The organism is Cryobacterium sp. Y11 (genome assembly GCF_002929535.1).
Classification (GTDB): Bacteria; Actinomycetota; Actinomycetes; order Actinomycetales; family Microbacteriaceae; genus Cryobacterium.
Genome location: NZ_PJJO01000050.1, coordinates 16,519 through 42,261, shown reverse-complemented (window position 1 = coordinate 42,261; position 25,743 = coordinate 16,519). Strand labels below are relative to the sequence as shown.

The 25,743-nt window shown below is 63.1% G+C and carries 24 protein-coding genes and 1 pseudogene; 11 read left to right on the top strand and 14 right to left on the bottom strand.

The features are described from left to right. Nucleotides 1-181: 181 nt before the first annotated feature. Nucleotides 182-541, top strand: a complete 360-nt coding sequence (locus CXY75_RS20395) for a hypothetical protein (RefSeq protein WP_233201733.1) — start codon at nucleotides 182-184, stop codon at nucleotides 539-541. Next, a complete protein-coding gene (locus CXY75_RS20390) occupies nucleotides 439-771 on the top strand; it encodes a hypothetical protein (RefSeq protein WP_233201738.1) in 333 nt (110 codons plus the stop codon). Before CXY75_RS20395 ends, CXY75_RS20390 begins: the two co-directional genes overlap by 103 nt. Before the next feature lie 118 nt (nucleotides 772-889). Here the strand turns inward: CXY75_RS20390 and CXY75_RS04705 are convergent, their stop codons facing one another. The 4 genes and pseudogenes from CXY75_RS04705 to CXY75_RS04690 all read right to left on the bottom strand — a co-directional run bounded on the left by CXY75_RS04705 (nucleotide 890) and on the right by CXY75_RS04690 (nucleotide 3,274). Next, nucleotides 890-1,510 (bottom strand): MBL fold metallo-hydrolase, encoded by a 621-nt coding sequence (locus CXY75_RS04705; RefSeq protein ID WP_104081688.1) that lies wholly within the window; start codon nucleotides 1,508-1,510, stop codon nucleotides 890-892. Continuing rightward, a complete protein-coding gene (locus tag CXY75_RS04700) occupies nucleotides 1,510-2,595 on the bottom strand; it encodes an S-(hydroxymethyl)mycothiol dehydrogenase (protein WP_104081687.1) in 1,086 nt (361 codons plus the stop codon). The genes CXY75_RS04705 and CXY75_RS04700 overlap by 1 nt, the downstream gene beginning before the upstream one ends. 153 nt (nucleotides 2,596-2,748) lie before the next feature. After that, nucleotides 2,749-2,877, bottom strand: a pseudogene (locus CXY75_RS20385) (OpcA protein); the annotation flags it as partial. A gap of 55 nt (nucleotides 2,878-2,932) precedes the next feature. Further along, nucleotides 2,933-3,274 carry a hypothetical protein gene (locus CXY75_RS04690; protein ID WP_146069370.1) on the bottom strand — a complete coding sequence of 114 codons (342 nt, stop codon included), beginning with the start codon at nucleotides 3,272-3,274 and terminating at the stop codon, nucleotides 2,933-2,935. 404 nt (nucleotides 3,275-3,678) lie between these two features. On the opposite strand from CXY75_RS04690, the gene CXY75_RS20380 reads away from it, so the two are divergent. Next, complete coding sequence (locus tag CXY75_RS20380) at nucleotides 3,679-4,335, top strand: helix-turn-helix domain-containing protein (RefSeq protein WP_233201732.1); 657 nt, start codon at nucleotides 3,679-3,681, stop codon at nucleotides 4,333-4,335. Nucleotides 4,336-4,493: 158 nt separating this feature from the next. On the opposite strand, the gene CXY75_RS04680 is transcribed toward CXY75_RS20380, so the two are convergent. The 3 genes from CXY75_RS04680 to CXY75_RS04670 all read right to left on the bottom strand — a co-directional run bounded on the left by CXY75_RS04680 (nucleotide 4,494) and on the right by CXY75_RS04670 (nucleotide 8,984). Further along, nucleotides 4,494-5,108 (bottom strand): SDR family oxidoreductase, encoded by a 615-nt coding sequence (locus CXY75_RS04680; RefSeq protein ID WP_233201731.1) that lies wholly within the window; start codon nucleotides 5,106-5,108, stop codon nucleotides 4,494-4,496. Between the two features lie 788 nt (nucleotides 5,109-5,896). Then, entirely contained in the window at nucleotides 5,897-7,393 is a 1,497-nt protein-coding gene (gene styD, locus CXY75_RS04675; RefSeq protein WP_104081685.1) for a phenylacetaldehyde dehydrogenase StyD, read from the bottom strand. A gap of 34 nt (nucleotides 7,394-7,427) precedes the next feature. Further along, on the bottom strand, nucleotides 7,428-8,984 hold the full coding sequence (locus CXY75_RS04670) for a GMC family oxidoreductase (RefSeq protein ID WP_104081684.1): 1,557 nt from the start codon (nucleotides 8,982-8,984) through the stop codon (nucleotides 7,428-7,430). Nucleotides 8,985-9,448: 464 nt separating this feature from the next. Between CXY75_RS04670 and CXY75_RS04665 the strand changes: the two genes are divergently transcribed. From CXY75_RS04665 to CXY75_RS04650, 4 genes are all read left to right on the top strand, one after another. Then, the gene (locus tag CXY75_RS04665; protein ID WP_146069369.1) at nucleotides 9,449-9,970 is read left to right on the top strand and encodes an alpha/beta fold hydrolase; all 522 of its coding nucleotides are present in this window, start codon (nucleotides 9,449-9,451) and stop codon (nucleotides 9,968-9,970) included. Between the two features lie 147 nt (nucleotides 9,971-10,117). Continuing rightward, nucleotides 10,118-11,119 (top strand): helix-turn-helix domain-containing protein, encoded by a 1,002-nt coding sequence (locus CXY75_RS04660; protein WP_158251122.1) that lies wholly within the window; start codon nucleotides 10,118-10,120, stop codon nucleotides 11,117-11,119. Between the two features lie 1,138 nt (nucleotides 11,120-12,257). After that, nucleotides 12,258-12,782, top strand: coding sequence for a hypothetical protein (locus CXY75_RS04655; RefSeq protein WP_104081681.1), 525 nt, complete (start codon nucleotides 12,258-12,260; stop codon nucleotides 12,780-12,782). A 100-nt stretch (nucleotides 12,783-12,882) separates the two neighbouring features. After that, the gene (locus CXY75_RS04650; RefSeq protein WP_104081680.1) at nucleotides 12,883-13,350 is read left to right on the top strand and encodes an SRPBCC family protein; all 468 of its coding nucleotides are present in this window, start codon (nucleotides 12,883-12,885) and stop codon (nucleotides 13,348-13,350) included. A 110-nt stretch (nucleotides 13,351-13,460) separates the two neighbouring features. On the opposite strand, the gene CXY75_RS04645 is transcribed toward CXY75_RS04650, so the two are convergent. From CXY75_RS04645 to CXY75_RS04630, 3 genes are all read right to left on the bottom strand, one after another. After that, nucleotides 13,461-15,374, bottom strand: a complete 1,914-nt coding sequence (locus CXY75_RS04645) for an ABC transporter ATP-binding protein (protein ID WP_104081679.1) — start codon at nucleotides 15,372-15,374, stop codon at nucleotides 13,461-13,463. A gap of 677 nt (nucleotides 15,375-16,051) precedes the next feature. Continuing rightward, complete coding sequence (locus CXY75_RS04635; RefSeq protein ID WP_104081678.1) at nucleotides 16,052-16,585, bottom strand: DUF6326 family protein; 534 nt, start codon at nucleotides 16,583-16,585, stop codon at nucleotides 16,052-16,054. A gap of 96 nt (nucleotides 16,586-16,681) precedes the next feature. Continuing rightward, complete coding sequence (locus CXY75_RS04630) at nucleotides 16,682-17,722, bottom strand: NAD(P)-dependent alcohol dehydrogenase (RefSeq protein ID WP_199182365.1); 1,041 nt, start codon at nucleotides 17,720-17,722, stop codon at nucleotides 16,682-16,684. A 131-nt stretch (nucleotides 17,723-17,853) separates the two neighbouring features. Here CXY75_RS04630 and CXY75_RS04625 point away from each other — a divergent pair, with 131 nt between their 5' ends. Next, complete coding sequence (locus CXY75_RS04625) at nucleotides 17,854-18,528, top strand: TetR/AcrR family transcriptional regulator (RefSeq protein ID WP_104081677.1); 675 nt, start codon at nucleotides 17,854-17,856, stop codon at nucleotides 18,526-18,528. A gap of 309 nt (nucleotides 18,529-18,837) precedes the next feature. Here the strand turns inward: CXY75_RS04625 and lepB are convergent, their stop codons facing one another. Next, nucleotides 18,838-19,359: a signal peptidase I gene (lepB, locus tag CXY75_RS04620; protein WP_104081676.1), complete on the bottom strand. Its 522-nt coding sequence runs from the start codon at nucleotides 19,357-19,359 to the stop codon at nucleotides 18,838-18,840. A 503-nt stretch (nucleotides 19,360-19,862) separates the two neighbouring features. Here lepB and CXY75_RS04615 point away from each other — a divergent pair. Continuing rightward, nucleotides 19,863-21,422 (top strand): multicopper oxidase family protein, encoded by a 1,560-nt coding sequence (locus tag CXY75_RS04615; RefSeq protein ID WP_369826671.1) that lies wholly within the window; start codon nucleotides 19,863-19,865, stop codon nucleotides 21,420-21,422. A 331-nt stretch (nucleotides 21,423-21,753) separates the two neighbouring features. Here CXY75_RS04615 and CXY75_RS20375 read toward each other — a convergent pair whose 3' ends face one another. Beyond that, a complete protein-coding gene (locus CXY75_RS20375; RefSeq protein ID WP_233201729.1) occupies nucleotides 21,754-21,870 on the bottom strand; it encodes a VOC family protein in 117 nt (38 codons plus the stop codon). Nucleotides 21,871-22,173: 303 nt separating this feature from the next. Next, complete coding sequence (locus CXY75_RS04605; RefSeq protein ID WP_233201728.1) at nucleotides 22,174-22,647, bottom strand: MarR family winged helix-turn-helix transcriptional regulator; 474 nt, start codon at nucleotides 22,645-22,647, stop codon at nucleotides 22,174-22,176. 57 nt (nucleotides 22,648-22,704) lie between these two features. On the opposite strand from CXY75_RS04605, the gene CXY75_RS04600 reads away from it, so the two are divergent. Together CXY75_RS04600 and CXY75_RS04595 are read left to right on the top strand one after the other, a co-directional pair. Beyond that, on the top strand, nucleotides 22,705-23,514 hold the full coding sequence (locus CXY75_RS04600; protein ID WP_104081673.1) for a tryptophan-rich sensory protein: 810 nt from the start codon (nucleotides 22,705-22,707) through the stop codon (nucleotides 23,512-23,514). Next, nucleotides 23,511-25,223, top strand: a complete 1,713-nt coding sequence (locus CXY75_RS04595; RefSeq protein WP_104081672.1) for an MFS transporter — start codon at nucleotides 23,511-23,513, stop codon at nucleotides 25,221-25,223. The genes CXY75_RS04600 and CXY75_RS04595 overlap by 4 nt, the downstream gene beginning before the upstream one ends. Nucleotides 25,224-25,268: 45 nt before the next feature. On the opposite strand, the gene CXY75_RS19735 is transcribed toward CXY75_RS04595, so the two are convergent. Beyond that, a complete protein-coding gene (locus CXY75_RS19735) occupies nucleotides 25,269-25,436 on the bottom strand; it encodes a hypothetical protein (protein WP_158251121.1) in 168 nt (55 codons plus the stop codon). Nucleotides 25,437-25,743 lie beyond the last annotated feature (307 nt).

Sequence of the window (25,743 nt, the reverse complement as noted above, 5' to 3'; positions counted from 1 at the left end):
ACTCGGGGCATTTTCTTGCATTAAGGGGCTTACGCTACGGCACCGACCAGGACGAGCGGCAACCTCGGCACATCGCCGGAGAACTCAAAGCACCAGCTACAACGAGGACACCCAGGAATTCACCCGGACGGTCGAGAACCTCAAGACCAACATCATCGAGACCCACGTCTTCGACAAGCTCGTGGTCGCCACCGGCCACTTCTCCGTACCGACCGTTCCCGAGTCTAAGGGCATCAAGTCCTTCCCCGGCGAAGTGTTGCACGCCCACGACTTTCGCGGAGCCGAGCGGTTCTACGGCAAGAACCTGCTCATGATCGACAGTAGCTATTCCGCTGAGGGTATCGGCATGCAGGCCCACACGATGGGCGCCGCGTCCATCACATTCAGCTACCGCACGACGCCAATGTGCTGCACCCGGCCAACCTCTAGAAGGGAGTGGTGTGGCAGCAGAACACCAACCTGTTCTACCTGGGTACCCAAGACCAGTTCTACGCGTTCAACATGTTTGACGCGCAGGCCTGGTACGCCCGCGACGTCATGACCGAAGTGATCACCGTGCCACCCCTGGCGGAGCGCGAGGCGAACATCCAGCTCAGGCTTGAGCGCCTGGCCGCGCTGCCGGATCACAATTCCGAGGCCGACTTTCAGACGGACTACCTGCGGGAGCTCATCGCCGCCACGGATTACCCGCCCTTCAACCTGGGCGCGGTCACCCAGCTGTTCAAGGACTGGATGCACCACAAGGAAACAGACATCCTGGCCTCGAGGTAACTGCAGCCGCACCGACGAATGGCCGTACTCACACCATGAGTACGGCCCTTCGTCGGTGCGGGCAGCGGATGCCGTGAGCGCGCGTTCCGCCCGTGGCCGGCCCGGCCGCGGTGGGATACTACTGAGAAATCTTCGCGAGCGTTTCTTTTTCGGCCGCAATGCTGGTGTTGTCGCCATGGCCGGTGCGCACCACCGTGTCGGCCGGCAGGGTCAGCAGGCGTTCCCGAATTGAGGCCAGGATGGTGGGGTAATCGCTGTAGGACCGCCCCGTTGCACCCGGGCCGCCGTGGAACAGCGTGTCCCCCGTGAAGACCGTTTTTTCACTCTCGAGATAGAAGCAGGTTGACCCCGGCGAGTGTCCCGGCGTGTGGATAGCCCGCAGCGTGGTCCCGCCGACCTCGAACAGGTCCCCGTCGATGTGCTGCCGGTCAGGCTGCACATCGGGGTACACCTGATCCCAGAGAATCAGGTCCTCCGAGTTCAGGTAGATGGCAGCGCCCACCGCCTGCGCGACTTGCCGCGCCGCGCCGATGTGGTCATTGTGTGCGTGGGTGAGCAGAATGGCGAGCACCTTGCGCCCCCGCACCTGGCGAATGATCGCCGCGGCGTCGTGCGGAGAGTCGATGATCACGCATTCCTCGTCGTTGCCGACGATCCAGACGTTGTTGTCGACTTCCCACGTGCCGCCGTCGAGCGAAAAGGTTCCCGAGGTGACCAAGTTTTCAATCGTGACGGCCATTAGAGCTCCACGACCGAGCGGAGGACCGTGCCCTCGTGCATCTTGACGAAGGCTTCTTCCACCTGGTCGATCGTGATGCGCTCGGAGACGAAGGCGTCGAGGTTGAGATTGCCCTGCTTGTAGTGGGCCACGAGCATGGGAAAGTCGCGGGAGGGCAGGCAGTCGCCGTACCACGAGGATTTCAGGGACCCACCGCGGCCGAAGACGTCCAGCAGCGGCAGTTCGATTTTCATGTCCGGTGCGGGCACGCCCACCAGGACCACCCGGCCGGCGAGGTCACGGGCGTAGAACGCCTGCTTATACGTTTCGGGGCGGCCGACCGCGTCGATCACCACGTCCGCTCCGTTGCCGTTGGTCAGGGCGCGAATCGCGTCGACGGCGTCGTGCTCCTTGGAGTTGACCCCGTGGGTGGCGCCGAGCGACCTGGCCATCGCGATCTTGTTGTCGTCGATGTCCACCGCGATGATGGTTGTGGCGCCGGCGAGCTTCGCGCCGGCAATCGCGGCGATACCCACGCCGCCGCAACCGATTACGGCAACGGACTCGCCCGGCTTGACCTGACCGGTGTTGATCGCGGCGCCGATGCCAGCCATCACGCCGCAGCCGAGCAATCCGACGGCAGCGGCATCCGCTTCGGGATCGACTTTGGTGCACTGACCGGCCGCCACTAGGGTCTTTTCGGCAAAGGCACCGATCCCGAGCGCGGGCGATAGCTCGGTGCCATCCTCGAGCGTCATCTTCTGCGTAGCGGTGTGGGTGTTGAAGCAGTACTGCGGCTGGCCCTTGGCGCAAGCGCGGCACTGCCCGCAGACAGCGCGCCAGTTGAGGATGACCCGGTCACCCGGTGCCACCTGGGTGACGTCAGGGCCCACGGCACTGACCACGCCGGTGGCCTCATGGCCGAGCAGGTACGGGAAGTCATCACCGATGCCGCCCTGTTTGTAGTGCAGGTCGGTGTGGCAGACTCCGCAGGTGATGATGTCCACCAGGGCCTCGCCGGGACCGGGGTCCGGCACCAGGATGGTCACCAGTGACACCGGGGCGTCCTTTTCCCTGGCGATGACTGCTCGTACTCTATGGACCATGTTTTGGGGTTCCTTTCTAGAATCCGGTGAGTGGGGGCACCAGCGCCAATCTAATTGACGCGCTGGTATTTCCCGTCGTCGGGCCCTGGGCGGTCCCTCGTTATACGGCGATCAGTGCGGAACGCTCGCGTTCCTGTGGCCTGCCGCTTGACTCTACCTGGCTTTCCCATGCACCGTAGAGGTGCCGAGGCTGCGAACAGTTTTGCCGAAGACCCCGTCGGGATTCAAACGCCGCAGCTCCTCGGCCAGGCAGAGCCGCAGTGTGCGGCGCGGCAGCGAGATGCCAGATGGGACGATTCCACGCACTGTTGCCCCCAGCCGCTCTCGCGGGCGTAGATCAGCCGGGGAACGCTGCGTCGTAGATCGCGCGGAGCTCGGCACTGTCGGCCCCGGTGACGCCGCACCCGGTGATCGTTCCATCGACTGCGCCGACGAGATAGCTCTGGCCGGCCCCGAAGGGTACACCCGAGAAGTCTGAAGTCATGGCATCGACCTGCGCCACCTCGACGCGGTCAGCGACGTCGCCGCCGAAGCGCTCCGTGACGTCCAGCACAACGGTGTCGCCCTGGATCTGCAGCACCGTCGCGGCGAACGCTTGCTCCTGCGCAGCTACGGTCGCCGGCTCAAGCACGAGGCAGCTTCCACTCGCGAGGCCTCCGTCCGTGGGAGGCCGCATCATCGACGATTTGTTGCTACCGCTCAAGGACATCCACACACAGCGCTGTGACTACTGGCAGTTTAGGAGGCCGCGCAGGGCCGCGCTACGCGCCGCGGTCACCTAAATCCCGACCAAGCGGTGAGTGCTGATTTCTGCGAACTGGAGAAAAACCGCGCGCAGTGTGGAGGAAAAACACTTCCCGGTATTCTCTCGATCCGCGCCCTGCTGGGTTACGTGAACAGCCCACCAAAGGTCCCGGAAACTCAAGAGTTTCCAGTACTTTTTAGGTTGAAGATTTGATGTTCCCATCACTACCCATCACTTTCAGAGTGCCAGAGCCGGTGATTCGGCCTTCTCGTGCGAGTCGCCGACGTCGGTTTCGGTACCTCCCGATTGTCCGGGATCGACGTGCACACCTTCTGGGCATGAGTATCCACGACGACAAGCTAACCTCCCATCCCACCGACGACTGGGGGCTCGAACCCCTGATGGACGTTGCCGAGCTGGCCGCTTACCCGGGCATCCCCATCTCCACGGTCTACGACTGGCGGGTGCACGGCAAAGGCCCCACGGCTTACCGTTTCGGCAAGCACCTGAAGTTCGCGTCGGTGACGAAACTGTGCAGCCTGGCGCTCCTCCTGAGTATGAGCGACCTGCAGAAAGTCACCATCCGACGGATGACCTCGACCCAATGCGTCCGGTGTGGCGTTGCGCTGCCGCCGGCCGCGGGCACCGGACGACCGCGCGTCTTTTGTGGACCTGGCTGCCGCAAAGCACCGTACGACGACAGACGGGCTCGTAAACCCGAGGCATTTCACGTGCGAATTGTCGACCGTACTGTCGTGGAGACGGTTGAGATGATTCGGACCATCGATGAAGGGCACGACATCACCGAGTGCGTCCGACAGGTTTGCGGATCACCCCGGGCGGTTGCGAATGTCCTCGTCGCTCTGAATGGGTTGGTCCGTTCGGACACACTGCTGTTGGACAACAAATGGGCTCCCGCCGTACGTTTGATCGTCGACTTAAACCGCGCCCTTCAGAATGCTGCTGAGCGCGCAAGCCGGCGCCGTAGCCGCTGAGATCGTCGAGGGACTGGACTAGCGAGGAGCGCGTGATGGCACTGGCAGTCCGGCGAGTTGGTAATGAGTCTGTCGTGCCATACCCGCGCGAGACCATGTCGAAATGACCTTGCGGGCGTGGGGCAATCGGTTGCCCCGCCCCAACGCGCCACTGGCCTTCAGGATGCGCTTCGTGCACCCACCACTCCCCCGTCGACGAGCAGGTCGGTGCCGGTGATGAAGGACGCCGTCGGGCCGAGAAGAAAAGCGGATGCGTCGGCGATGTCGGTCGGTGTGCCGATGCGTCCCGTTCCGGAGGACTCGATCATCGCGCGCATGATGTCGCCGTGTTCGCCGTTGAGTTCCTGCTGCCCCATCGGGGTCGAGATCACGCCCGGGCTGATCGAATTGACGCGGGCCCCACGACGACCCCACTCCACGCTGGCCGCTTGAACACGAACCTGGTTTCCCCGCTTGGCGATACCGTAGGCCATCCCGGGTTCCGTCAGGCCCTGAATCACGGGCAGAGCAGACAATTCGGCCGCGGACAGGGTGGCGAGGGCGTCTTCGTCCTCCGCCGACAGCTCAACACCGTGACCGGCCATGCTGGAGATGACCAGGCCCGCTCCGCCCGGCGCGATCACAGCACCGAATAGCTCCAGCATGTTAGCCACCCCCACCAGGTCCACCGCGACGATCGCCGCCACCGATGCCTGCACCGGCGAGAGTCCCGCCGTGTGAATCACCTGCACGACGGATCCCAGAGCGGATGCCACGTCCGCCAACTCCGCCATCGATTCCGCGGACGAAACGTCCACCTTGTGTTCGGTGACGTCGTAGCGTCAACGCGCAGCATCGAACCGACCCGATCGAGAGCTTCCTGGCTGAAGTCGGCGATCAACAGGCGCTTGCCCGGCGCCTGGCGACGGGCAATAAGTTCCCCTATACCTCCAAAACCGATCACAACAACAACGTCCCGTCCCGAACGGGCGGCAAGGGGCACGACGTCCTCGGCATCCTCCAGAGCGTCGCCGGTAGTCCGGCGCCCAGCGTGTGATTGGCGCGCTGAGCGCTGAAATCTCCGTCATCACACGGGTGAGGTCGCCGCCGCCCACGATCATGGCGCCGCCGTGAATGCTGCGGAATATGGGAGCATCGTCGCCGACCACCGTGCCGATCGGCGTGACGACATAGGTGGGGACGCCCCCGATCTGCTCCAGAGACGATTCCATCGGGAGGGTCATTCCGGCCAGCATCTCAGTGACGAACGCGTCGGTCTGCTCGACACAGGCCGACCAGCCGGCGATATCGTCGATCGCCGGCGACGGTGCGCGCACGATCGGGACTTCAAGCCCGCATCGACCCATGCTGAGTTCGCGCCCTCCCCGCGGACGCGTGCGACTGGCACTAGCCCTCGCCCTGCGACGCCTGGCTACGAACCGGTTCGACTGAATCCAGGTGCGCTCCACGCAGGGCTGATCATGCCGCGGTAGGAGAACGCGGCGGAGGAGCTCTTGTACCCCTCCGCCGCATTGGCGTGCGCTCAGCCTGCAAAGTTCAGGATGCAGCCCGGCATGCCCGTCTAGAGAACGACCGTGACCACCTTCTCTTCGGTGTTGGCGAGAATACCGGCATAACCGAGTTCGCGGCCGATGCCCGAGGTCTTCATGCCGCCCCAGGGCAGAGCGGGGTCGATTGCGGCCCAGCCGTTGATCCACACGGCGCCCGCGCGAATCTCCGCGGCCACTCTGTGTGCGGTGGAGACGTCGGAGGTCCAGACGCTGGCAGCGAGGCCGTACGGCGTGCCGTTTGCAATCTGAATCGCTTCTTCTTCAGTGTCGAACGGAATCACAACGCCGACCGGTCCGAAAATCTCCTCCTGGGCAATCGTCATGCTGTTGTCGACGTCGGCGAAGATGGTCGGTCGTACGTAGAAGCCCTCGGACTTTCCCGTGTCGCCGCCCGCGACGACGCGCGCTCCTTCGGCCTTTCCCTTCTCGATATAGGCGAGCACGCTCTTCTGCTGCTTTTCGTTGACCAACGCTCCGATCGTGGTCGTGCTGTCGAAAGGATCGCCAAGCACCTGTGCCGACGCTGCCGCCGCCAGACCGTCGACGACCTGCTGGTATATCGAACGGTGGGCCAGAATGCGCGTTCCTGCAGCACACACCTCGCCCTGATTGAAGAACAGACCCATTGCCGAACCACCGACCGCCGCTTCGACGTTGGCGTCGGCAAAGATGATCTGCGGCGTCTTGCCACCGAGTTCCAGCGTCACCCGTTTGAACGTCGCGGCTGCAGCGATCTGGATCTGGCGGCCGACCGCGGGGCTTCCGGTGAAGCTGATCTTGTCTACATCCGGATGCTCGACCAACGCCGCCCCTGCAATGCTCCCCATTCCGGGAACAACATTGACTACGCCTACCGGCACCCCCGCTTCCACGATCAGAGTGGCGAGGTGCAGAATCGACAGCGGGGCATCTTCAGCGGGCTTCACGACAAGCGTGTTTCCCGTTGCAAGAGCGGGCGCGATTTTCCACGCTGCGATCATCAGTGGAGTGTTCCATGGCACGATCGCACCGATAACGCCGACGGGCTCGCGCACCGTATACGACAGCGTGGGTCGCCCCATCGCACCGGCTGTCGGGATGGTCGTGCCTTGAATCTTGTCCGCCCATCCAGCGAAGTGTCGGAACGTTGCTGCGGCGTTGGGCACATCAAGCATTCCCGGCTGGGCTAGGGGCTTGCCGATGTCGAGGGCTTCCAGTCGCGCGAGGTACTCTCCGTCGCGCTCAATGAGATCGGCGATGCGGTTGAGGAGTTGACCTCTGACCGCACCCGGCGTGGTCTTCCAGGCGCCCGTGAGCGCGGCCCTCGCGGCGGCGACGGCCTCATTGATGTCGCTCGCCGATCCGCTGGAAACCGTGGCGAGGGGGCGGCCATTGGCGGGGTTCAGATCGGTGAAGGTCTCGTCGGCCTGCCGCCACGTTCCGTTGATGAGCATTCCGGTGGTGAATACGGGCTCATCTTCGCTTCCGTGTTCACCGACGGCCGCGCTGGTATTGCTTTCGATAGTCATAGATCGTCCTTTTCTATTAGTCGTGTGGTCGAGTTCAGTTGTGGGCGCCGCTGAGCTGCGCGGTCTGGGCCACGCCATCCGCTGAATTCGACAGCAGCTCGGCGAGTTTCTCGCCGATCATGATCGACGGTGCGTTCGTGTTGCCACTGGAAATGCGCGGCATGATCGAGGCGTCCGCGACGCGCAGACCGTCGATGCCGTGCACACGAAGCGATGCATCGACGACGGACGCGTCGTCGGAGCCCATACGGCAGGTGCCGACCTGGTGGTGATAGGTCCCCACCGAGCGACGTGCGAACTCGCGAAGCTGATCGCGGGTAGTGACGTCGGGGCCGGGGGCGAATTCCTGCTTGCGGAACGGTGCGAAGGCATCCTGCTGACCGATCTCCCGGCACAGGATGATCGCGTCGACCATAGCTTCGAGATCGTACTCATCGGCAAAAACGTTAGGGTCGGCAATCGGCGCCTCGTTCGGGTCTGCCGACGCCAGCCGCAGGGTTCCCCGCGACGCCGGACGCACGATTCCCGGTGCAATCGTGTAGCCGTTCTCAGGCACGGCACCGCCGTCGGTCGGGTAGGGCAGGTGTAGAAAGAGCGGCTGCAGATCGGGGCCGGGCCCATCCCAATCGGTACTGCGCGTGTACAGCTGGCTCTCGAGCAGGTTATTCGCTCCCGCCGGCAACGGTTCTTTGGCCTCGTAGACGTTGCTCACCAACAAGTGGTCGTGCAGGTTCTCACCCACACCGGGCAGGTCGGCGATAACACCGATACCGTGCTCGTCGAGCTGCTCACGGCCACCAATTCCCGACAGGAGCAGAATCTTGGGCGAACCGATCGCGCCGGCACTGATGATGACCTCAGCGTCGGCAAAAGCCCGGCCGACCTCACCGCCAGCTTCGTACTCGATACCGACAGCCCGATTACCTTCGATCAGAATGCGATGCACGAGGGCACCGGTCGTCACCGTGAGACGCGGATTGTCGAGCACGGGCACCATAAAACTCTGCCAGGCGCTGGCCCGCTTACCCTTTCGCGTTGTGGTGTCATTGAAACCAACGCCCTCCATCACCGCTCCGTTGAAGTCGTCTGTCGCGGGATAGCCGAGCGATACCGCAGCATCGACGAAGGCCTGAGCAGTGGGTGCCCGACCATCGATGATCTTCTCGACGCTCAGTGGGCCACCGACGCCGTGGTACTCGGATGCCCCGCCGATGTGGTCCTCGCTGCGCTTGAAGAGCGGGAAGACATCTTTCCACGCCCATCCGGTGTTACCTTCCGCTGCCCACCCGTCGTAGTCACTGTGATGTCCCCGAACGTAGATCATTCCATTCAGCGAGCTGCTTCCACCGAGAACCTTGCCGCGCGGCCAGTAGAGGCTTCGGCCTGCTGCGTGGATCTGCGGGGCAGTCATGACAGCCCAATCATTGGGGGAGAACAGCAGAGCAGGCCACCCCTGCGGGTTGTGAATGTTCGGGTCAGTGTCGACTGACCCTGCCTCGATGACGTGAACCGTGTGGCCCTGATCGATGAGGCGGCGCGCTATGACGCTGCCAGCCGAACCGGCTCCGACGACGATGTAATCCGATCGCATTGTGTTCTCCTTTGAACGTGATGGACCGACCGCTCATTCAGAATCAGGTCGGTACTTCGAGCCTCCCCCATCGACCGCTGTTCGCACTGCGCCGAACGCGCACAGTACTGTGCCCGACGCGCACCTCGGTCGCGCACCCGTATTCGCGGTGGGTGGCTTGTTACTCCAGCGCTCTAGGATCGTCGTCAAGGTGATTCGCTTACATCGAGATCGCTTTACCCGTTCCAGGGCTTGTGTTCATCCAGCGCATCACACGCAACGAGTTCTTCCCGCTCTTCTGAGGTAGCCGCTGGGTAATGGCCACAAGGTAGTGGAGGCACAAGGTGAGAACAGCCGTGGTTTTGTCTGCACCAGTCCATGTTGGAGCGGTTCATGACCGCGTAAGGCCGCGGCCGCTAGCTGACGTAGCCGAGCTCATGAGGCATCGCAGCAGCGCTATCGTGGCCGTCCGTCACTCTATGTTCATGCTCAGAGTTCCTGAACTTCGAACTGACGAATTCTCCTTCGAACTGGTACTTGCTTCGGCTTGGGGGCGCGCCAGCGCTTTCCAGACTGCCATGCTGTCCGCACTCGCCCACCCGTGGCGCACCGGTGATCGCGGAGTAGTCCTCGGCGCCCTCGCTATCGCCTATTTGCCCGAATTTCTGTCGACGCCCGAATTTCGCACCCACACGCAGCAGGTCGACCCGTTGTTCCCGAGCACGCCAGAAGGCATGGCCACGGTGGCTGAACAGTGGGATGCCGACCTCGCCCACGACACGTTGCACCAGCTGACCTCGATCTCCGCGCCGACCGTGGCCATCGGCGGTGAGCAAGATCTGCTGACGCCAATCGTAGTTGGGCTGCTTGCGGCGAATGCGATCCCCGGAGCGCAGTGGCATGTTTTCACGGGTCCGGTTAGCAGTCAGGCTACCCTGTTCGAACGCACAGATGAATTCACTCAACTCGTCCTGGAATTCCTGAACCAGATACCAGTGCTGGCCTGAGCGCCCACGTACAACCCAAATGACGGCGCCCGGCCAGATGCTGCAGGTACGGATACTCCGATACCATGCACGTCCGGCCGGGTTATGCTTTCGCAAGCGCCCTCCTATCAACGAGCGGGCGGCACACACGACGACGTGGAGGCTGCAATGACCTTGGCACTTGTTCCGTCGGTGTCCGGTTCGGGGCGTGAAATGCTTGACTGCTCCGAACTCGACACGGTCGAAAGGTTCGACGCCTGGACCGACGCCGTCAGTCGCAGTTTCGTTCCGCTCACCGCTGACTTGCCCGACGGCTTCACTCCAGCTGGCTTCGACGGCGCACTGGTCTCCCAGCAGCTCGGATCGGCAGAAATTAGCACGGTCACCGGTTCCGCAGTGTCGGTACGACGCACGCAGCGGCAGATTGCGCGCGCCGACCCCGGTTTCATCAAGCTTGGATTACAGCTACGCGGCTACAGCGTAATCACCCAGGACGGCCGCGATGCGGCTCTCGCTCCAGGAGATTTCGCCATCTACGATACGCGCCGGCCCTACCAACTCGATTTCGATGACTCCTTCCGTATGTTCGTTGTTATGTTTCCTCTGAAATCCCTCAGCCTGAACCACAGGCAGTTGTCGTCACTCACGGCATCGCGGTTCTCCGGCCGGCGCGGACTCGGGGCGATCACGTCGAGCTTTCTTGGAGAGATGAGTCGACAGCTCGACAGCGACTCACTGGGGCGCGGATTTCAGGTGTCGGATGCAATCTTCGAACTCGTAGCCGCAACCCTCGGCGAACGTCTCGACGAAGCCACTTCGGGCGATGAAAATGCTCAACGCCGACTATTGTTGGCACGAATCGACCAACACATCGTCTCTCACCTCGGCGACTCCAGGCTGTCAGTAACAGGCATTGCTGCCGCGCACCACATTTCTGTGCGCTACCTGCAGAAGCTGTTTGAGGAACAGGAAGAAACCGTTCGAGGCCGCATCAGGCACCGCCGACTCGAGGAAGCCAGGCGTGATCTCCTGAACCCGAGCCTCGCACAGCGGCCAATCGCTGCTATCGGCGCCAGCTGGGGATTCGACGATGCGGCGTCGTTCGCGAGGGCCTTCCGCAAGGAGTTCGGCGTCTCTCCACGAGAGTGCCGCGTAACCGCTCACAACTGAGCGGTGCTGATGGCACGTTCCCGCCGTGACACTTGGGAGAAACTCAGCAGGAGACCACGGGCAGCCCACTCGTTCGAGCCCACGGACCGCAAGGTAACGAGCACGTGCCTGTGCCCGTCCTAGGCGACAGGCAGACGGTCGGGGATGAGGACTTTGAAGACCGCGTTGAAGAAGGTCCACGCGGCCTCGCACCCGGCGATGACCGCTGCGAAAGTTCGCGCGGATGATGGCATTTTCAAGTTCTCGGTCTCTTCCTGCTGCGCTTTCGAGCACACGCAGTTGCCCACCATTTACCCAGAGTGCGTCCGACAGGTCTGCGGATCACGCCGGGCGGTTGCGAATGTCCTCCTCGCTCTGAATGGCTTGGTCCGTTCGGACACACGGCTGCTGGACAACAAATGGGCGCCCTGTCACTGACCAGTCGACTGCGGTTGTGGCCGCCGGCGCATCCGCTGGAGTCCACGTTCTAGTTTCTGGAGATTCCGCAGCTGACCAATTGGCGCCGTGGCGGGTGCCTGCGCGTTCGGTCATCTACGCCACGTCGGGGATCGCCCTGAGCAAGCTTGGCTTCGCGCAGACCACTGCTGCGCGTGCCACGCTCACGTTTACCGTTCCGGCCGACCAAACGATTTGGGCAATCGCAGCCTCGTGTTCGCGAAGAACCACCACGCCGACCGTCGATCCGGTCATCGCGGCGTGGGATGTCAGTCGGACGGGTGGCACGGACGCGGATGAGGCTGTTCAACGGATCCGCGATTTGGTGCTTGCACGAGGAGGATCTTGATAATCCGACGCTCGGTGGAGACGGTCGCGACCTCCAATGCCGATGACGCCGCCTACCGGGCGTTGGAAGACGTGGTCCGCATCGCCGATGCACCTCGAGGATATCCGTGTCGTCGGCGGCCACATGGCCAGCTTGCTGCTGACCGCATTCCCCGTCGCGGGAGCCATCATCCGGCGAACAATATGGCTAGATGAGTCGATCGAACCGGCCGCAGTCCCAAGTGGCGTAGGGGTGTGTTGTCGGATAGCGTCGCATTTATTTCGCGGTTCGCGGGCTTGTCCATCTGTGGAGGTGCGCACGCGCAAGCACTTCCATGGCTACGGTTGTAACGAGCACAGTGATTGAGAGCGCGTGATGACGTACAGCGTAATTCGAGTTCGCGCGACGCCTGGTGCCTCGCGCTCAGGGCACATGGGTGGCGTGGTCGTGGTTGCTGGTATCGCGGTGGCCGCGTGGATCTCTTTCGGCCGCCACCTCTTCGGGATCGGTGGCGACCTCACCATCATCTACGCGGCGACGCTGGGTGTGATTTTTGCCGCCTTGCTGGTGTTCACGGGGCTCGCGGTACGACGCACGGCACGTCGAGGGTTCGAAACTCGCGCGATAACATACGTGTTTTTCCTTGCATCAGGCGTTATCGGACTCTTGTTGGGACTCACGCTTCCAGATTCAACACCTCGCGGTTTGCAGACAATCATCAGCGGACCCACACAGCCTGCGTTGGATATCGCTATTGGTATCGCGAACCCCCTGGGCGTTATCGGAATCGCGACCGCGATCATTGCGCTCGTGCTTTCGATTCGGGATTCGCGCGGGCGAATCACGCTTGTTGAGTCTTGGGGCGACGAGGATGACGGCGCCCGTGTCGACCCCGCGTAGCGGCAATTCGTTGCATCGATGCCGCTCCTGAAAGGCCCACGTGCAGCGCGTCGGGCCGGAAACATTGTCTAAGAGACAGCCCCCACCTAGGCTGAGCAGTATGACGGTCGAACAGGTTGAGCAAGGGCCTCGCCAAGTCGCGCGCACTGTTGAGGTGTCGGCTTCGGCCGAAGACGTCTTCGCGTTGGTGGCTGATCCGCACCGTCACGGTGAGCTGGACGGCTCGGGCACCGTCGGCGGTACGGTGTCGGGGCCGCGGCGGCTCACCCAGGGCGCAAAATTCTCGGTAGCGATGAAGCAGTTCGGCGTCCCGTATCGCATCACCAGCACGGTGACGCGCATCGAAGACGGTCGGCTTGTAGAGTGGCGTCACCCCGCGGGACACCGGTGGCGTTGGGAACTCACGCCGCTCACGCCCACGTCTACGCGCGTTACTGAGACGTTTGACTACAGCACCGTCCCAGCCGTTCAGGGAAAGGTCTACGAGCTGCTCGGCTTTCCTCGGCAGAACGCCGCCGGCATCGAAGCCACCCTTCGCCAACTCAGGTCGCGCTCCGCCCGCGCTTGACGTGAGGCCACCGGGCCGGAGTCGATTACGCGGCCGTGATTACCAGCGCCACCGACTCGTCGGTCGTCTGGCTCAGGCGCCGGACCGCATGGTGGCGAAGTGCTCAGTGACTAGATCCCGCGTAGCGCTTCCGTATCCGTATCCGTATCCGCCGCAACATTCTTCTGCACGGCGAACTGGGTCCGGTGCAATTCCTCGTACCGCCCACGCACAGCCAGTAGTTCCTCGTGCGTACCGCGCTCCACGATCGAGCCGTCCTCAACCACGAGGATCAGGTCCGCGCTGCGGATGGTGGAGAGGCGGTGTGCGATCACCATCGCTGTCCGTCCCTTGAGCGCCTCGCTGAGCGCCGCCTGCACGGCGGCCTCAGATGTCGAGTCCAGCGCCGCCGTCGCCTCGTCGAGGATGACGACGCGCGGCTGGGCGAGCAGGAGCCTCGCGATGGTCATCCGCTGGCGCTCACCCCCGGACAATCGGTAGCCACGCTCGCCCACCATGGTGTTCAGCTGGTCGGGCAGGGACCGGATGAGCGGCTCGAGCCGCGCACGGCGGACGGCGTCCCACACCTCATCGTCGGACGCTTCCGGCCTCGCGAGGCGCAGATTGGAGAGGATGGTCTCGTGGAACAGGTGGCCGTCTTGCGTCACCATGCCCAGGGTGTGCCGCATGGAGGCGAACGTGACATCGCGGACATCCGTCCCCGCGAGGCGCACGGCGCCGCTGTCGACGTCGTACAGGCGCGAGAGGAGCTGCGCAATCGTGGATTTGCCGGCACCGGACGAACCAACGAGGGCAACGGTCTGACCCGGCTCGATCCTGAAGGACACGCCGTGCAGTACCTCCTCACCGCCGCGGGTGTCCAATGTGGAAACCTCCTCGAGAGACGCAAGAGATACCTTGTCCGCGGACGGGTAAGCGAAGCGCACGTTGTCGAACTCGACGGACACCGGGCCTTCGGGAACGGCGACGGCGTCGGGCTTCTCCTTGATGAGCGGGTCAAGGTCGAGCACCTCGAAGACGCGCTCGAAGCTGACCACCGCGCTCATGATCTCCACCCGTGCGTTTGCGAGGCCGGTGAGCGGCGCGTAGAGGCGGGTGAGGAGGAGCGCCAGGGTGACCACGTCACCGGTGTTCAGCTGGTCGGCTAGTGCGAGGGCGCCGCCGAGCCCGTACACGAGCGCGAGGGCGAGAGCGGAGACGAGCATCAGTGCGGTGTAGAAGACGAACTGCAGCATCGCGGCGCGCACACCGATGTCGCGGACACGGGCGGCGCGGACACGGAACTCCTCGGCTTCCTCGTCGGGCCGGCCGAACAGCTTGACGAGGGTGGCGCCGGGCGCTGAGAAGCGCTCGGTCATCTGCGTGCTCATGGCGGAATTGTGGTCGGCGGCCTCGCGGCGGAGCGCGGCGAGGCGGCTTCCCATGCGGCGGGCGGGTACCAGGAAGATGGGGAGCATGATCACGGCGAGAACCGTCACGAGCCAGGACGTGCTGAGCATGACGATCAGGGTGAGGATCAGCGCCACGACGTTCGTGACCACGCCGGACAGCGTGCCGCTGAAGGCCTGCTGAGCGCCGATCACATCGTTGTTGAGGCGGCTCACGAGGGCGCCCGTTCGTGTGCGGGTGAAGAACGCGATCGGCATCTTCTGCACGTGGTTGAAGACGGCGGTGCGGAGGTCGAGGATCACGCCTTCACCGATCCGCGCCGAGTACCAGCGCGTCACGAGTGACACGGCGGCGTCGGCCACGGCCACGAGCGCGATGACGACGGCGAGCCACACAATCGTGGTGACCGCGCCCTGGGCGACGATGACGTCGACCACCTGGCCGGCGAGTACCGGCGTCGCGACCGCGAGGAAAGCTCCCACGGTGGAGAGGGTGATGAAGATCAGCAGCTTGGACCGGTAGGGCACCGCGAACGTCATGATCCGCCGCACGGACTCACGGGAGAAGCCGTGCTTGGCGTCCCTGGCGGTCGAGATCTTGTGCAGCGAGCTCCAGGCCGCGCCTTCCATGCTCATGGTGGTTCCTTTCGCTCGTACTAGGCCAAGTTTAGATGGCGAGTTGCCCGAGCTCGGGGTTCTCCTCAGCGGCGGCGAACCGGGGCTTCTTTCATGAAACGGCTCGGCTGGCAACGAGCGCGTGGGCGGGGTTTGCAACTCGGCTGCCGAGGCGATGCGCGGTGCGCCGGTCAGCGTCATGGACCGCGTCAGGGCCGCGGTCATTCCACGACTGTGCGCCCGCCAAAAGCGGTTCACAAGGTCATCATTTACCCATCACATTCATCACTAAATGACTCAAAACGATGACGGACAATTGGAGGCAGCGAACCGCCCGGTTCCCTGTAAACACAGGGGAATCCGCGGGTTTTCGGAGACAGTCGGCAACGAGATAATGAAGGCAAAAACCTTCAAATGATAGGCGTCTTGGCCTTGTCGCCAACATGTAACACGGGCAGAATGCCGCAGAATTCCGCAGGTTTCATGAGATTTCGTTTACGCACTGCGCAGTGGAATACGGACTGAATCTGGTCAGATTCTGGAGTTTATGGTGCATATATGGTCACGTTCTCCCGGTGTCGCAACTGCCCCCGTCCCGGAGGAAAGGAAGCGATGCGGCGGTCCGGCCTGCGAGTCCGCCCGCGCGGACACCAGACCGTTCGAGAGCAGGTTCTCTGCGCATACCGCGACTGAGACGGTCACGGTCCAGTGTCCGCAGTGGTGGGCTTCCCGCCGAAGGGCTTTACACGGATACCTACTGTCGAAGGTCGGCTGTCGCGGGACCGGCTGGGACGGCGGTGGGTACGGGGCCATGTCCAGGCGGAGCGCACGATGAAGGCCAGGAGCAGCACCTCAAGTCCGATGGAGAGGCCGTCGAAGAACGCCCAGTCCCAGGACGCCCCTGCCGCGTTGAACACCGTGACGGGGATGTACAGCGATGCCACGACGAGGTTCATGGCGCGGTTCACCCGGGCGGGTAGCGTCATGGAGAGCATAACCATCAGGGCGGGGATCGCTATCAGCGCGAGGAACGCGGTCAACAACGCCGGGGTGATGTCGAACTTGAAGACGACGCCAACCAAGATATCGTCGATGGCGCCGGGCTTGTAGAGGTGGAAGTAGTCGACATAGATGTAGAGGAACATGAAGCTGGTCCATGCGGCCGCGAGCTTGGCCTGCACGGGGATCGGCGGGTTGTCGAGCAGGTTCGGGGTTTTCGTTTGGATGGTCATCGGTTCTTCTTTCGAGAGGAGCGGTCCGTCCGCCGGAGTGGCGGCAGGTCTGGGCGTGCATAGGCACGGGTGGGGTCGTTCTCGTCAGTCCGGTCGTCAGACGGTGACGACGACCTTCCCTCGGGTGTGGCCGGCCCCGACGTGGCGGAGGGCGTCGGCTGCTTTGTCGAGGGGGTAGGTGCAGTCGATGACGGGCGTGACCTGCCCGGTCGTGAGCAGGTCGGCCAGGGTGAGCAGGTCCTGGCGCTTCGCGACCGAAGTGAACGGCTTCAGCTGCTGACGGGTGAACCCGGACAGCACGCGCGCTGTGACGATCCGACCGAGGGGGCCTAGCCAGCGGCCGCCGCGTCCGCTGTTGGGGATGAGGGTGCCGGTGGAAGTCAGCGCTCGGCGGACAGCCGCCAGGGGCTGGGCTTCCACGTTGTCGAGAATGACGTCGTAGTGCTGCTCGGTGCGGGTGAAGTCGGTCCTCGTGTAGTCAACGACGTGGTCGGCACCGAGCGACCGGACCAAGTCGACATTGCGGGTGCTGCACACACCCGTCACCTCGGCGCCAAACGCCTTGGCGATCTGTACGGCGAAGGAGCCCACGCCGCCCGACGCGCCCGTGACCAGCACCGTCTGGCCCGGCCGAACGTTCGCAATATCGCGCAATGCCTGCAACGCCGTCATGGCCGACGTGGGCACCGCTGCCGCGTTCACGTCCGACAGGTTGGCAGGCACGGACACGAGGTTGTCCACCGGAACGCAGGCATACTCCGCGAGCGTTCCAGCGGTGCTCCAGCCGAACACCGCGTCGCCGGGGCGGAGAGCGGTGACATCTTTCCCGACCGCTTTCACCACGCCAGCGAGGTCCCTGCCAGGGACGCCGTGGCGCGGCCGGCGGAGCCCGAATGCCAGGCGCACCACGTACGGCTCACCGGTCATGACGAAGTAGTCGCCAGGATGTACCGAGGCCGCGCCCACCTGGACGAGCACATCGCCTCGACCGGGCAGTGGTAGCCCGACCTTGGCCAACTCAAGTACTGAGGGCGGGCCGTAGCGGTGGTGCACGGCAGCCCACATCGTCGCCGCCCCGGTCGGACTCGCCCCCGGCGCTAGGCGTGCTCCAGCATTCGTTCGCTGTTTGATTCCCACACAAGCCTCCTCACGTTCGAGCTGCGACTTTCGCTGGCTAGTACACCGTACGTCGTACACTGTACGTCGTACACTGTACGATGAAGGAGCGCTAGGCGATTGTCAAGCCGTTCGAGCGAGCGAGGAGACCCGTGTCTGCGAGGGAACAAGAACAGGTCGCGTCAGGCGCGGTCCTGAGCAAGCAGCGGGTGGTAGTTGAAGCGGTCCGGCTCGCCGACCGCGAGGGGGTCGACGGGCTGAGCATGCGCCGGCTGGCTGGCGCGCTCGGCGCGGGCGCGATGTCGCTCTACCACTACGTGGCAAGCAAAGAGGAGTTGCTGGACGCCATGGTCGATCTCGTGTTCGAGGAGATCGAGCTCGCGCCCGAAGGGACCGACTGGCAGTCGGCGATGCGACGGCGGGCGATATCCGCCCGACAGGTTCTCGCACGCCACCCGTGGGCGATCGGTTTGATGGAGTCACGGACATCGGCGGGGCCCGCGAACCTCCGCCACCATGAAGCGGTCACCGCCTGCCTGCGGAAGGCTGGCTTCCCGGTCTTGATGGCGACGCACGCCAACTGGTTGCTCGACAGCTATGTCTACGGTTTCGCCCTGCACGCAGCCAGCGTGCCGTTCGACACCACCGATGAGTTCGCGGACATGGCCGAGAACGTCTTTTTACCCCAGCTTCCTCCTGACGAGTTCCCCTACCTCAACGAGTCCGCCGCGGCGCTCATCGCCGCCGGCTACGACCCAGCCGAGGAGTTCATTTTCGGCCTCGACCTCGTGCTAGCCGCCCTCGAGCCCCTCCGAGTCTCCGCATAGCGACGTTCACAGACCGCCGCGCGGCCCTCTGCGCATATTGGATCGCCAGTCCTCTCGTTGCGCTCGTTGGCCCGGCGCTCAGCCGCTGTCGTCGCGTGCAGAAGTTTCGGCGGGAACCCGGCGTGACGACCTTTACGTCGACCAGTTGAATCCGTCGGCGCTAACAGAGCCACGGTCGCTTCATCGAGAGGCAGTTTGAAGATCGCGCGAAGGCTTCCTTCAAGCAATAGGCGCGAAACAACCGCGGGTCGGCCTGCATGATCCAGCGTTTCGGACAAGCTGCGTGAAACAGGCGATGAGCCTGTCAGCTTAGGTGCGAGGCCAGAGCAGTGACACGTCGAAGTTTTCCAGCGGTACGGCGCCAAATTCGCGCGAGTCGATGGAGACAGCGCGGTTGTCACCCAGAACGAAGACACAACCCAACGGAACTGTCACCGGGCCAAAATATGTACCATCGATTCGGCTGTGATCCACGAAGGGTTCATTGACCCGAACCCCATCCACGTACAGGATGGCATCGCGGATGTCGACCTGCTGACCCCCGACGGCGATCACTCGCTTGATCGTCGTGTGACCGTCCTTGGGGCTTTGGAAGACCACGAGCCGCCCGGGGGTGAAAGCATCCGCTGACGGAGTGGTCTTCAGCAAAAAAATTATGCTTCCGCGAGCAACTGTTGGTTCCATGCTGTTGGACGAAACGGTCAGCGGTTCAACAACCCACAAACGCAACCCTAAAAATACGGCCAAAGTTACGATGACGACCACCGTGGCGCGAATGCGCGTCGTGCTCGCACCACGGTCGCCAGCCGTCACACTATGCCCCACTTCCATCTCGGTCAGGTTAGTCCGGTGTCCCCTAGTGCCGGGGCTGCCGTTATCGGATTGTTCGTGATGATATCCGCCACGTCTTCGAGTCCAACGCGATATTGCACCATCATGTCGCGGTTTTCATGCACGGGGTGAAACCAGCCGCCGGACGTGTTCGGAATGACGTCGAAAGCAATGATCGAATTCGTGAACTGTCGTCGACGTTGTTTTTGTGAGACAGATTGCGCAGCACGATTGTCTCAATTCACCAAACGGGCGCACACCGTGCAGGACACAACCATCGGGGCCACCCTGGTATGCGAATTTCAGGATGTAGCAGTTGCGCTGGTTCTAGAAGACGTACATAGTGCCCGATTCTCTCCCGGCATTAGGCGTCACAGTCCCGTAAGAAACGATCCCTAGCCCCTCTCTCCGGTGCCGGATACGTTCCTACTCAAACAGTGAGGGAGATTCACAATATGGCTATTTCTCGGCGACAGGTTTTGTTATTAGGTGGTGCAGGAGCGGTGGGAGTGGGTTTGTTGACACTTCCCCTGCGGAAGGCGGAAGCAGGAGCCGCGAGTGCTCTTGATCCGAGCGAGTTGCCCCGACCGTATCAAACACCGTTCGTTCAGGCGCCCATTTTGCGACCTGATCGATCGGGTATTGATCCCGTTGATGGCGCGCCCGTCCAGTACTTTACCGTCGCGGAGGTGGCGGCCAGCGCCGCTATTCTTCCCCGACTAAAGACGCCAATTCTTGGGTACAACGGTATTTTCCCTGGTCCTACCATTAGCGTCGAACAGGGAACGAAGACTGTGCTGCGCATGCGTAATCAGCTACCTGCCAAGCATCCGTTCGACGGCCACCCGCTCTATACGTCCACACACCTGCACGGATCAGCCTCGCTGCCGCAATATGACGGCTACGCAAACGACATTACGAATCCGGGATTTCGCAAGGACTACGCATTTCCCAATTTTCAACCGGCCCGTACCTTGTGGTATCACGATCATGCGGTGCATCACACCGCGATCAACGTCTACTCGGGCCTGGCCGCGCAGTACCACCTGCACGATCCGCTGGAACGAGCGCTCCTTCCCCAGGGAGAATTCGACGTAGCACTGACCATTAATGACGCCATGTTCGCGCTCGATGGATCGCTCGGTTTTGATGACAGTGACCACTCCGGGCTCTGGGGCGATGTGATTTTGGTCAACGGCAGGCCGTGGCCGGTCATGAAGGTCAAGAAGCGCGTTTACCGGTTCCGCATCATGAACGCCTGCATTTCCCGATCGTTGCGTCCGACTCTCAGCACGGGCGATCCCGTCACAGTCGTCGCCACCGACGGCGGGCTGATGCCGGTGTCCCAGTCCGTGGCGAGCTGGCGCCACGCCCCAGCCGAGCGCTATGAGATCCTGATCGATTTCCGTAAATACACGCCGGGCCAACGGATCGAGCTGCGCAACCTGTCTAACAAAAACAACGTCGACTACGAGTTCACGAATTCGATCATGGCTTTCGACGTTGTTCCGGACACGGTCAACACGACCGATCCCACCTGGAATACGATTCCCGTGCAGCTGGCCCCTAGCGAGGCGATGTCGCTAAAGCCTTCCGCAGCGACGATCCAGCGCTCCTTCCGAGTCAACCGAAACAACGGTTTGTGGACCGTGAACGGCAGTACGTGGGAGCAAGTCGTTGCCAGTGGATACCGTGAGGTATTGGCGAATCCGGAACTGAACTCGGTTGAGGTTTGGGAATTTGCCAACAATGCTGGCGGCTGGTACCACCCCATGCACGTTCACCTGATCGACTTTCAGATTCTCAGCCGGAATGGTCGGGCCCCGTTCGCATATGAGAAGGGTCCGAAAGACGTTGTCTACGTCGGCGAGAATGAAAACGTCAAGGTACTGATGAAGTTCGGGCCACATCGTGGCCGATACATGATTCACTGTCACAACACCGTGCACGAGGATCACGACATGATGGTGCAATATCGGGTTGGACCCGAGGACGCAGTCGATACCATCACGAACAATCCGATGACAGCGGCTCCAGCACAATGGGACACCGGACTCGCCTGACCGGGCTGGAAATGGGGGGTCATGTCCCGCTGGGTGGTGAAGTTTCTCGGCACTGTGCGGGTCAGTGGTTTTGATTATGCCGCAGTGAGTTCGGGAACGGGAATCATCTCCGTGAGGATGCTGGTGTCGATGGTTGCGCGGGCGTCGTGGAGCGTCTGGGCGACTTTAGGGTGGGAGCGTTCGAGCATGCCGACAACCTCGTCGAACTGCGCCGCCGTACCAGAAGATGAGCAGCATGGCACCAGCCAGCGAGTGTAGCCAGAACCGAATCCGAAGGCCTGAGTGCGCGCTCCTTCACTCCTGACCCGCACGGAGCAAAAGTTCGCCCTGCTCAGCCGGCCGTATCCACAACGCAAAACCGGTTGCCCTCGGGATCCGCCAGGATCACGTAGTCAGCATCTGCTGGTCGCTTGTCCCAGAAGACTTCCGTCGCCCCCAGCGCCAGCAATAGCGCTACCTCGGCCGCCTGCTCCCCGGTGTGGAGATCAAGATGGATCCGGGGCGGAATCTGTGCAACGGATGCGTGCAGATCAAGCGAAACATTGGAACCACTCCCACTCGCGGGCGAAGGACGGCAAAGTCGATGCTCGGCTCATCCCAGGGGACGTAATGCCAAAGAGGATGCTGCTCGCCTCGCGACCCCGCGTCACAGCGACGTTTCGGCGCGAGATTACCGCATCCCCGATCGATGGTCCAGATCGTTGCTAGCTTATTTGGGGTGCCCCGCTTGCTAGATGTCGGACGGCACGGGTTACCAGCGGCGGGCCGAGGAGGCGGAGATGATCGTGAGCAGCGCGTCACGCATCGCGTCCGCGTTCTCGAGCTCGGGAAAGAGGTCGGCCTCGAGCGTGCGGGACTTCTCCCAGACGGCGGCGCCGGCATCCGTTCTGACCACGGAGTGTCGCCGAGCGTCGTGCTCATCCCGGGTGCGCACGACGTAGCCCTCGCGTTCGAGTCGTTCGAGGGTGCGGGACATGGTCTGCGTCTGCACGCGGGCGGCCTGCGCGAGTTCGGTCTGGCTGAGCGGCCCCGAGCTGAGCAGATGCAGTGCGATCATGCCGGCGTGGGTCAGTCCCAGCTGGTCCAGCGCCTTCACCCAGGCGTGTTCGACCAGCCGCGCGGCGGTCGAAAGCAGGCGTCCGGTCGGCCAGTAGGCCATGGATTCCTGCACTGGCGCCGGTCTCGGCTCCTGCTCCGCTGGGGGTTCCGGATCAGGTGTAGTCATGCCCCTAATCTAGTGCTAGCGTCAACTAATCAGCTAGCTGACTATTAGGAGACTGAGATGAAACAGAGCAACGATCGTCTGCGTCAGACCGTGGTGCTGGTCAGTGCGATCCTAGCCATCGTGGGATCGTTCATCGGTTCGGGCGCCGCCGGTGGAACCGCGATCCAGAACGCGTCGGGCGGGGCCCTGGCCGCCGATGCGACCCTGATCGCCCCCGCCGGCCCGGCATTTAGCATCTGGACGCCGATCTACCTCGGCCTCATCGCCTACGCCATCTGGCAGTTTTTGCCGGCGCAGACAACGGATGCCCGGCAGCGCGCCCTCGGCTACCCGGTTGCCGCGTCGCTGGTCTTGAACGCGGCCTGGATCCTCAGCATCCAATTCGACCTGCTCGTACTCAGCGTGCCCGTGATCGTGCTGCTTCTGGCCGTGCTTGTGCGGGCGTTCCAGCTCACCCTCGCCTCGCGGCCGAAGAACCTGGTCGAGACGATCGTCGCCGACGGCACGATCGGCTTGTACCTGGGCTGGGTCAGCATTGCCACCGCGGCGAACGTGACGGCCGTGCTCGTCGCCGCCGGCTTCGGCGGTTTCGGCATCAGCGCGGACGTCTGGGCAGTTGGGGTGATCGCGGTGGCCGGTCTGGTCGGCGTGTTGATCGCCTTCTCCGGACGTGGCCGGCTTACCCCCTCCGCCTCCCTGTGCTGGGGACTCGCCTGGATCGCCGCAGCCCGCCTCACAGGAACCCTTCTGTCCACCCCGGCCGCGATCGCTGCCCTCGTCGCGGTGGTCGTCATTCTCACCGTCACCATCGCCATTCGCATCCGAAGCTCCTCCCCCACGTCAACGCGAAGGCTGGTACCCGCATGACCAGCACCGCCCCCACCGCCGCCGCCTCGGCGCGCCGTCGCTGGGCCGGCCTCGTCTTCATTAGCGTCGCGGTCGCCCTGATCATCGTCGACTCCACGATCATCAACGTCGCCATCCCCTCGATCGTGGATGACCTGGGCATCACGTCGACCCAGGTGCAGTGGGTGCAGGAGAGCTACACGCTCGTCTTCGCCGCGCTCCTGCTCGTGTTTGGCACGCTCGCTGACCGCTTCGGTCGCCGCCGCCTCCTGGTGCTCGGCGTGATCGTCTTCGCCACGGCATCCGTCTTTGCCGCGTTCTCCCAGTCGGGCGACCTGCTGATCCTGGCCCGACTGATCCAGGGCGTCGGCGGCGCGATGGTGCTGCCGACCACCCTGTCGATCATCAACGCCACCTTCCGTGGCCGGGACCGCGGCATCGCGTTCGCGATCTGGGGCTCGACCATCGGTGGCATGGTGGCCGTCGGCCCGCTGCTCGGCGGCTGGCTCACCACCTACTTCTCCTGGCGCTGGGCGTTCGGCATCAACGTGCCCCTCGGCATCGTCATCATCATCGGCGTGCTGGTCTTCGTAGTCGAATCCCGGGATGCCGGGGAGCCTCGCCGCGTCGACGTGGTCGGTGCCATCCTCTCGGTCATCACCAGCGCCTCGCTCGTCTTCGGGTTGATCGAGGGCCGCACCTACGGCTGGTGGCTCACCAACAACGCCCCAACGATCGGCGACTGGACCTGGCCGTACTCCTGGTCGATTATCCCGTTCGTCTTTCTGCTCACCATCGTTTCCGGGATCGCCTTCGTCTCCTGGGGGCGCTACCGGCAGCGGGCCGGCCAGAGCACCCTGCTCGCTTTCTCCCTGTTCGCGATCCCCTCGTTCCGCAACGGCAACATCGCCGCCATGATCGTGTCGCTCGGCGAATTCGGCATCATCCTCTCGCTGCCGCTCTGGTTGCAGAACGTGCTCGGCTATGACGCCCTGCAGACCGGTTTCGTACTGCTCGCCCTTGCGCTGGGGTCGTTCGTGGCCAGCGGGCTGTCGGGCGCGTTCGGCAACAAGACCTCGCCGGAGACGATCGTGCGCATGGGCATCGTTGCGGAGATCATCGGTGTCACCGGGCTCGGCATCATCATCACCGCGGACGCCACCTGGCTCACGGTCGTGCCGTTCCTGTTCGTCTACGGGATCGGCGTCGGCCTGGCCACCGCGCAGCTGACCGGCGTGGTGCTCAAGGACGTCCCCGTGGCGCAGAGCGGCCAGGGCTCCGGCACCTCCAGCACCGCCCGGCAGATCGGGTCCGCGCTCGGGATCGCGGTGCTCGGCACGGTGCTGTTCACCGCGGTCGGTGCATCGCTTGACGCGAAGTTGTCCTCCGTGCCGGGCCTGCCGGCCCAGACCCAGACGCAGATCGTCGACGCGGTCGTCAACAGTGCTGGCTCCGCGATCCCGGCTCTGGAGGCGCAGAGCCCGGCCGTGGCGGATGCCGCGCGGGAGGCCTTCAGCGACGGCACCCGCTACTCGGCCTTCGCTGCGGCCGGGTTTCTCGTGCTCGGCTTCCTGGCGACGCTGCGGCTCTCCGGAACGGCGCCGTACCACGAGCAGCGCGACGAGGAAGCGGCCGGCGAAAACGACCGGTGCAATAGCAATGGCCAGAGCGTAGAGCCCACGCGAGGGACACAGCACCTTCAAGTCCCGCCAACAACACGTTCTACATAACGCCGGTGATGACTATGTTGGTCGTTGCACAACCTCGCGCCAACATCAACGACCGGGACTGAACTGGCGTCGTCCGGAGAGGGAGACGACAGAGGCGACCAGCAGCACAACAACCAGAATGATGTTGCTGTGCATGGTGAAGAATCCGAAGAAGTTGAATGGGTTTATCGTCGCCCGCGTGGCCGTGTCAAAAAATGTTGACAGAATCTCCACCGTGCCCAGGATCCCAACCGATAGTCAGACTGCAGCTACAAAATATTTCATGGCTCGCCTTCAATTAGTGGTGCCAGTATCGGATAATCCGTGACCCGCACGAGGCTTAGGGTTCCAACATTCTTTCAAGTGGAAGATGCCCACACCCTGGAGTCTGACACCCCTGATGCCGAGAAAGGTGACGATCACTCCGAAAATCGCCACAATACGCTTGACCCACAGGTACCCAACGTCAAGCTTCGAGATCTGCATCATAAGCAGACGATACCGACGATCAGGACGGCATCCAGAGCAGAAATAATACGTA

Excerpts from the sequence above, each read along its gene's own strand:
- CXY75_RS04665 (WP_146069369.1), top strand. The coding sequence starts at position 9,449 with ATGCTCAGAGTTCCTGAACTTCGAACTGACGAATTCTCCTTCGAACTG.
- CXY75_RS04595 (WP_104081672.1), top strand. The coding sequence starts at position 23,511 with ATGACCAGCACCGCCCCCACCGCCGCCGCCTCGGCGCGCCGTCGCTGG.
- CXY75_RS04650 (WP_104081680.1), top strand. The coding sequence starts at position 12,883 with ATGACGGTCGAACAGGTTGAGCAAGGGCCTCGCCAAGTCGCGCGCACT.
- CXY75_RS04700 (WP_104081687.1), bottom strand. The coding sequence starts at position 2,595 with ATGGTCCATAGAGTACGAGCAGTCATCGCCAGGGAAAAGGACGCCCCG.
- CXY75_RS04655 (WP_104081681.1), top strand. The coding sequence starts at position 12,258 with ATGACGTACAGCGTAATTCGAGTTCGCGCGACGCCTGGTGCCTCGCGC.
- CXY75_RS04690 (WP_146069370.1), bottom strand. The coding sequence starts at position 3,274 with ATGATGCGGCCTCCCACGGACGGAGGCCTCGCGAGTGGAAGCTGCCTC.
- CXY75_RS04605 (WP_233201728.1), bottom strand. The coding sequence starts at position 22,647 with ATGACTACACCTGATCCGGAACCCCCAGCGGAGCAGGAGCCGAGACCG.
- styD (WP_104081685.1), bottom strand. The coding sequence starts at position 7,393 with ATGACTATCGAAAGCAATACCAGCGCGGCCGTCGGTGAACACGGAAGC.
- CXY75_RS04670 (WP_104081684.1), bottom strand. The coding sequence starts at position 8,984 with ATGCGATCGGATTACATCGTCGTCGGAGCCGGTTCGGCTGGCAGCGTC.
- CXY75_RS04600 (WP_104081673.1), top strand. The coding sequence starts at position 22,705 with ATGAAACAGAGCAACGATCGTCTGCGTCAGACCGTGGTGCTGGTCAGT.
- CXY75_RS20380 (WP_233201732.1), top strand. The coding sequence starts at position 3,679 with ATGAGTATCCACGACGACAAGCTAACCTCCCATCCCACCGACGACTGG.
- lepB (WP_104081676.1), bottom strand. The coding sequence starts at position 19,359 with ATGGAAGTGGGGCATAGTGTGACGGCTGGCGACCGTGGTGCGAGCACG.
- CXY75_RS04645 (WP_104081679.1), bottom strand. The coding sequence starts at position 15,374 with ATGAGCATGGAAGGCGCGGCCTGGAGCTCGCTGCACAAGATCTCGACC.
- CXY75_RS04660 (WP_158251122.1), top strand. The coding sequence starts at position 10,118 with ATGACCTTGGCACTTGTTCCGTCGGTGTCCGGTTCGGGGCGTGAAATG.
- CXY75_RS04680 (WP_233201731.1), bottom strand. The coding sequence starts at position 5,108 with ATGGCGGAGTTGGCGGACGTGGCATCCGCTCTGGGATCCGTCGTGCAG.
- CXY75_RS04705 (WP_104081688.1), bottom strand. The coding sequence starts at position 1,510 with ATGGCCGTCACGATTGAAAACTTGGTCACCTCGGGAACCTTTTCGCTC.
- CXY75_RS04635 (WP_104081678.1), bottom strand. The coding sequence starts at position 16,585 with ATGACCATCCAAACGAAAACCCCGAACCTGCTCGACAACCCGCCGATC.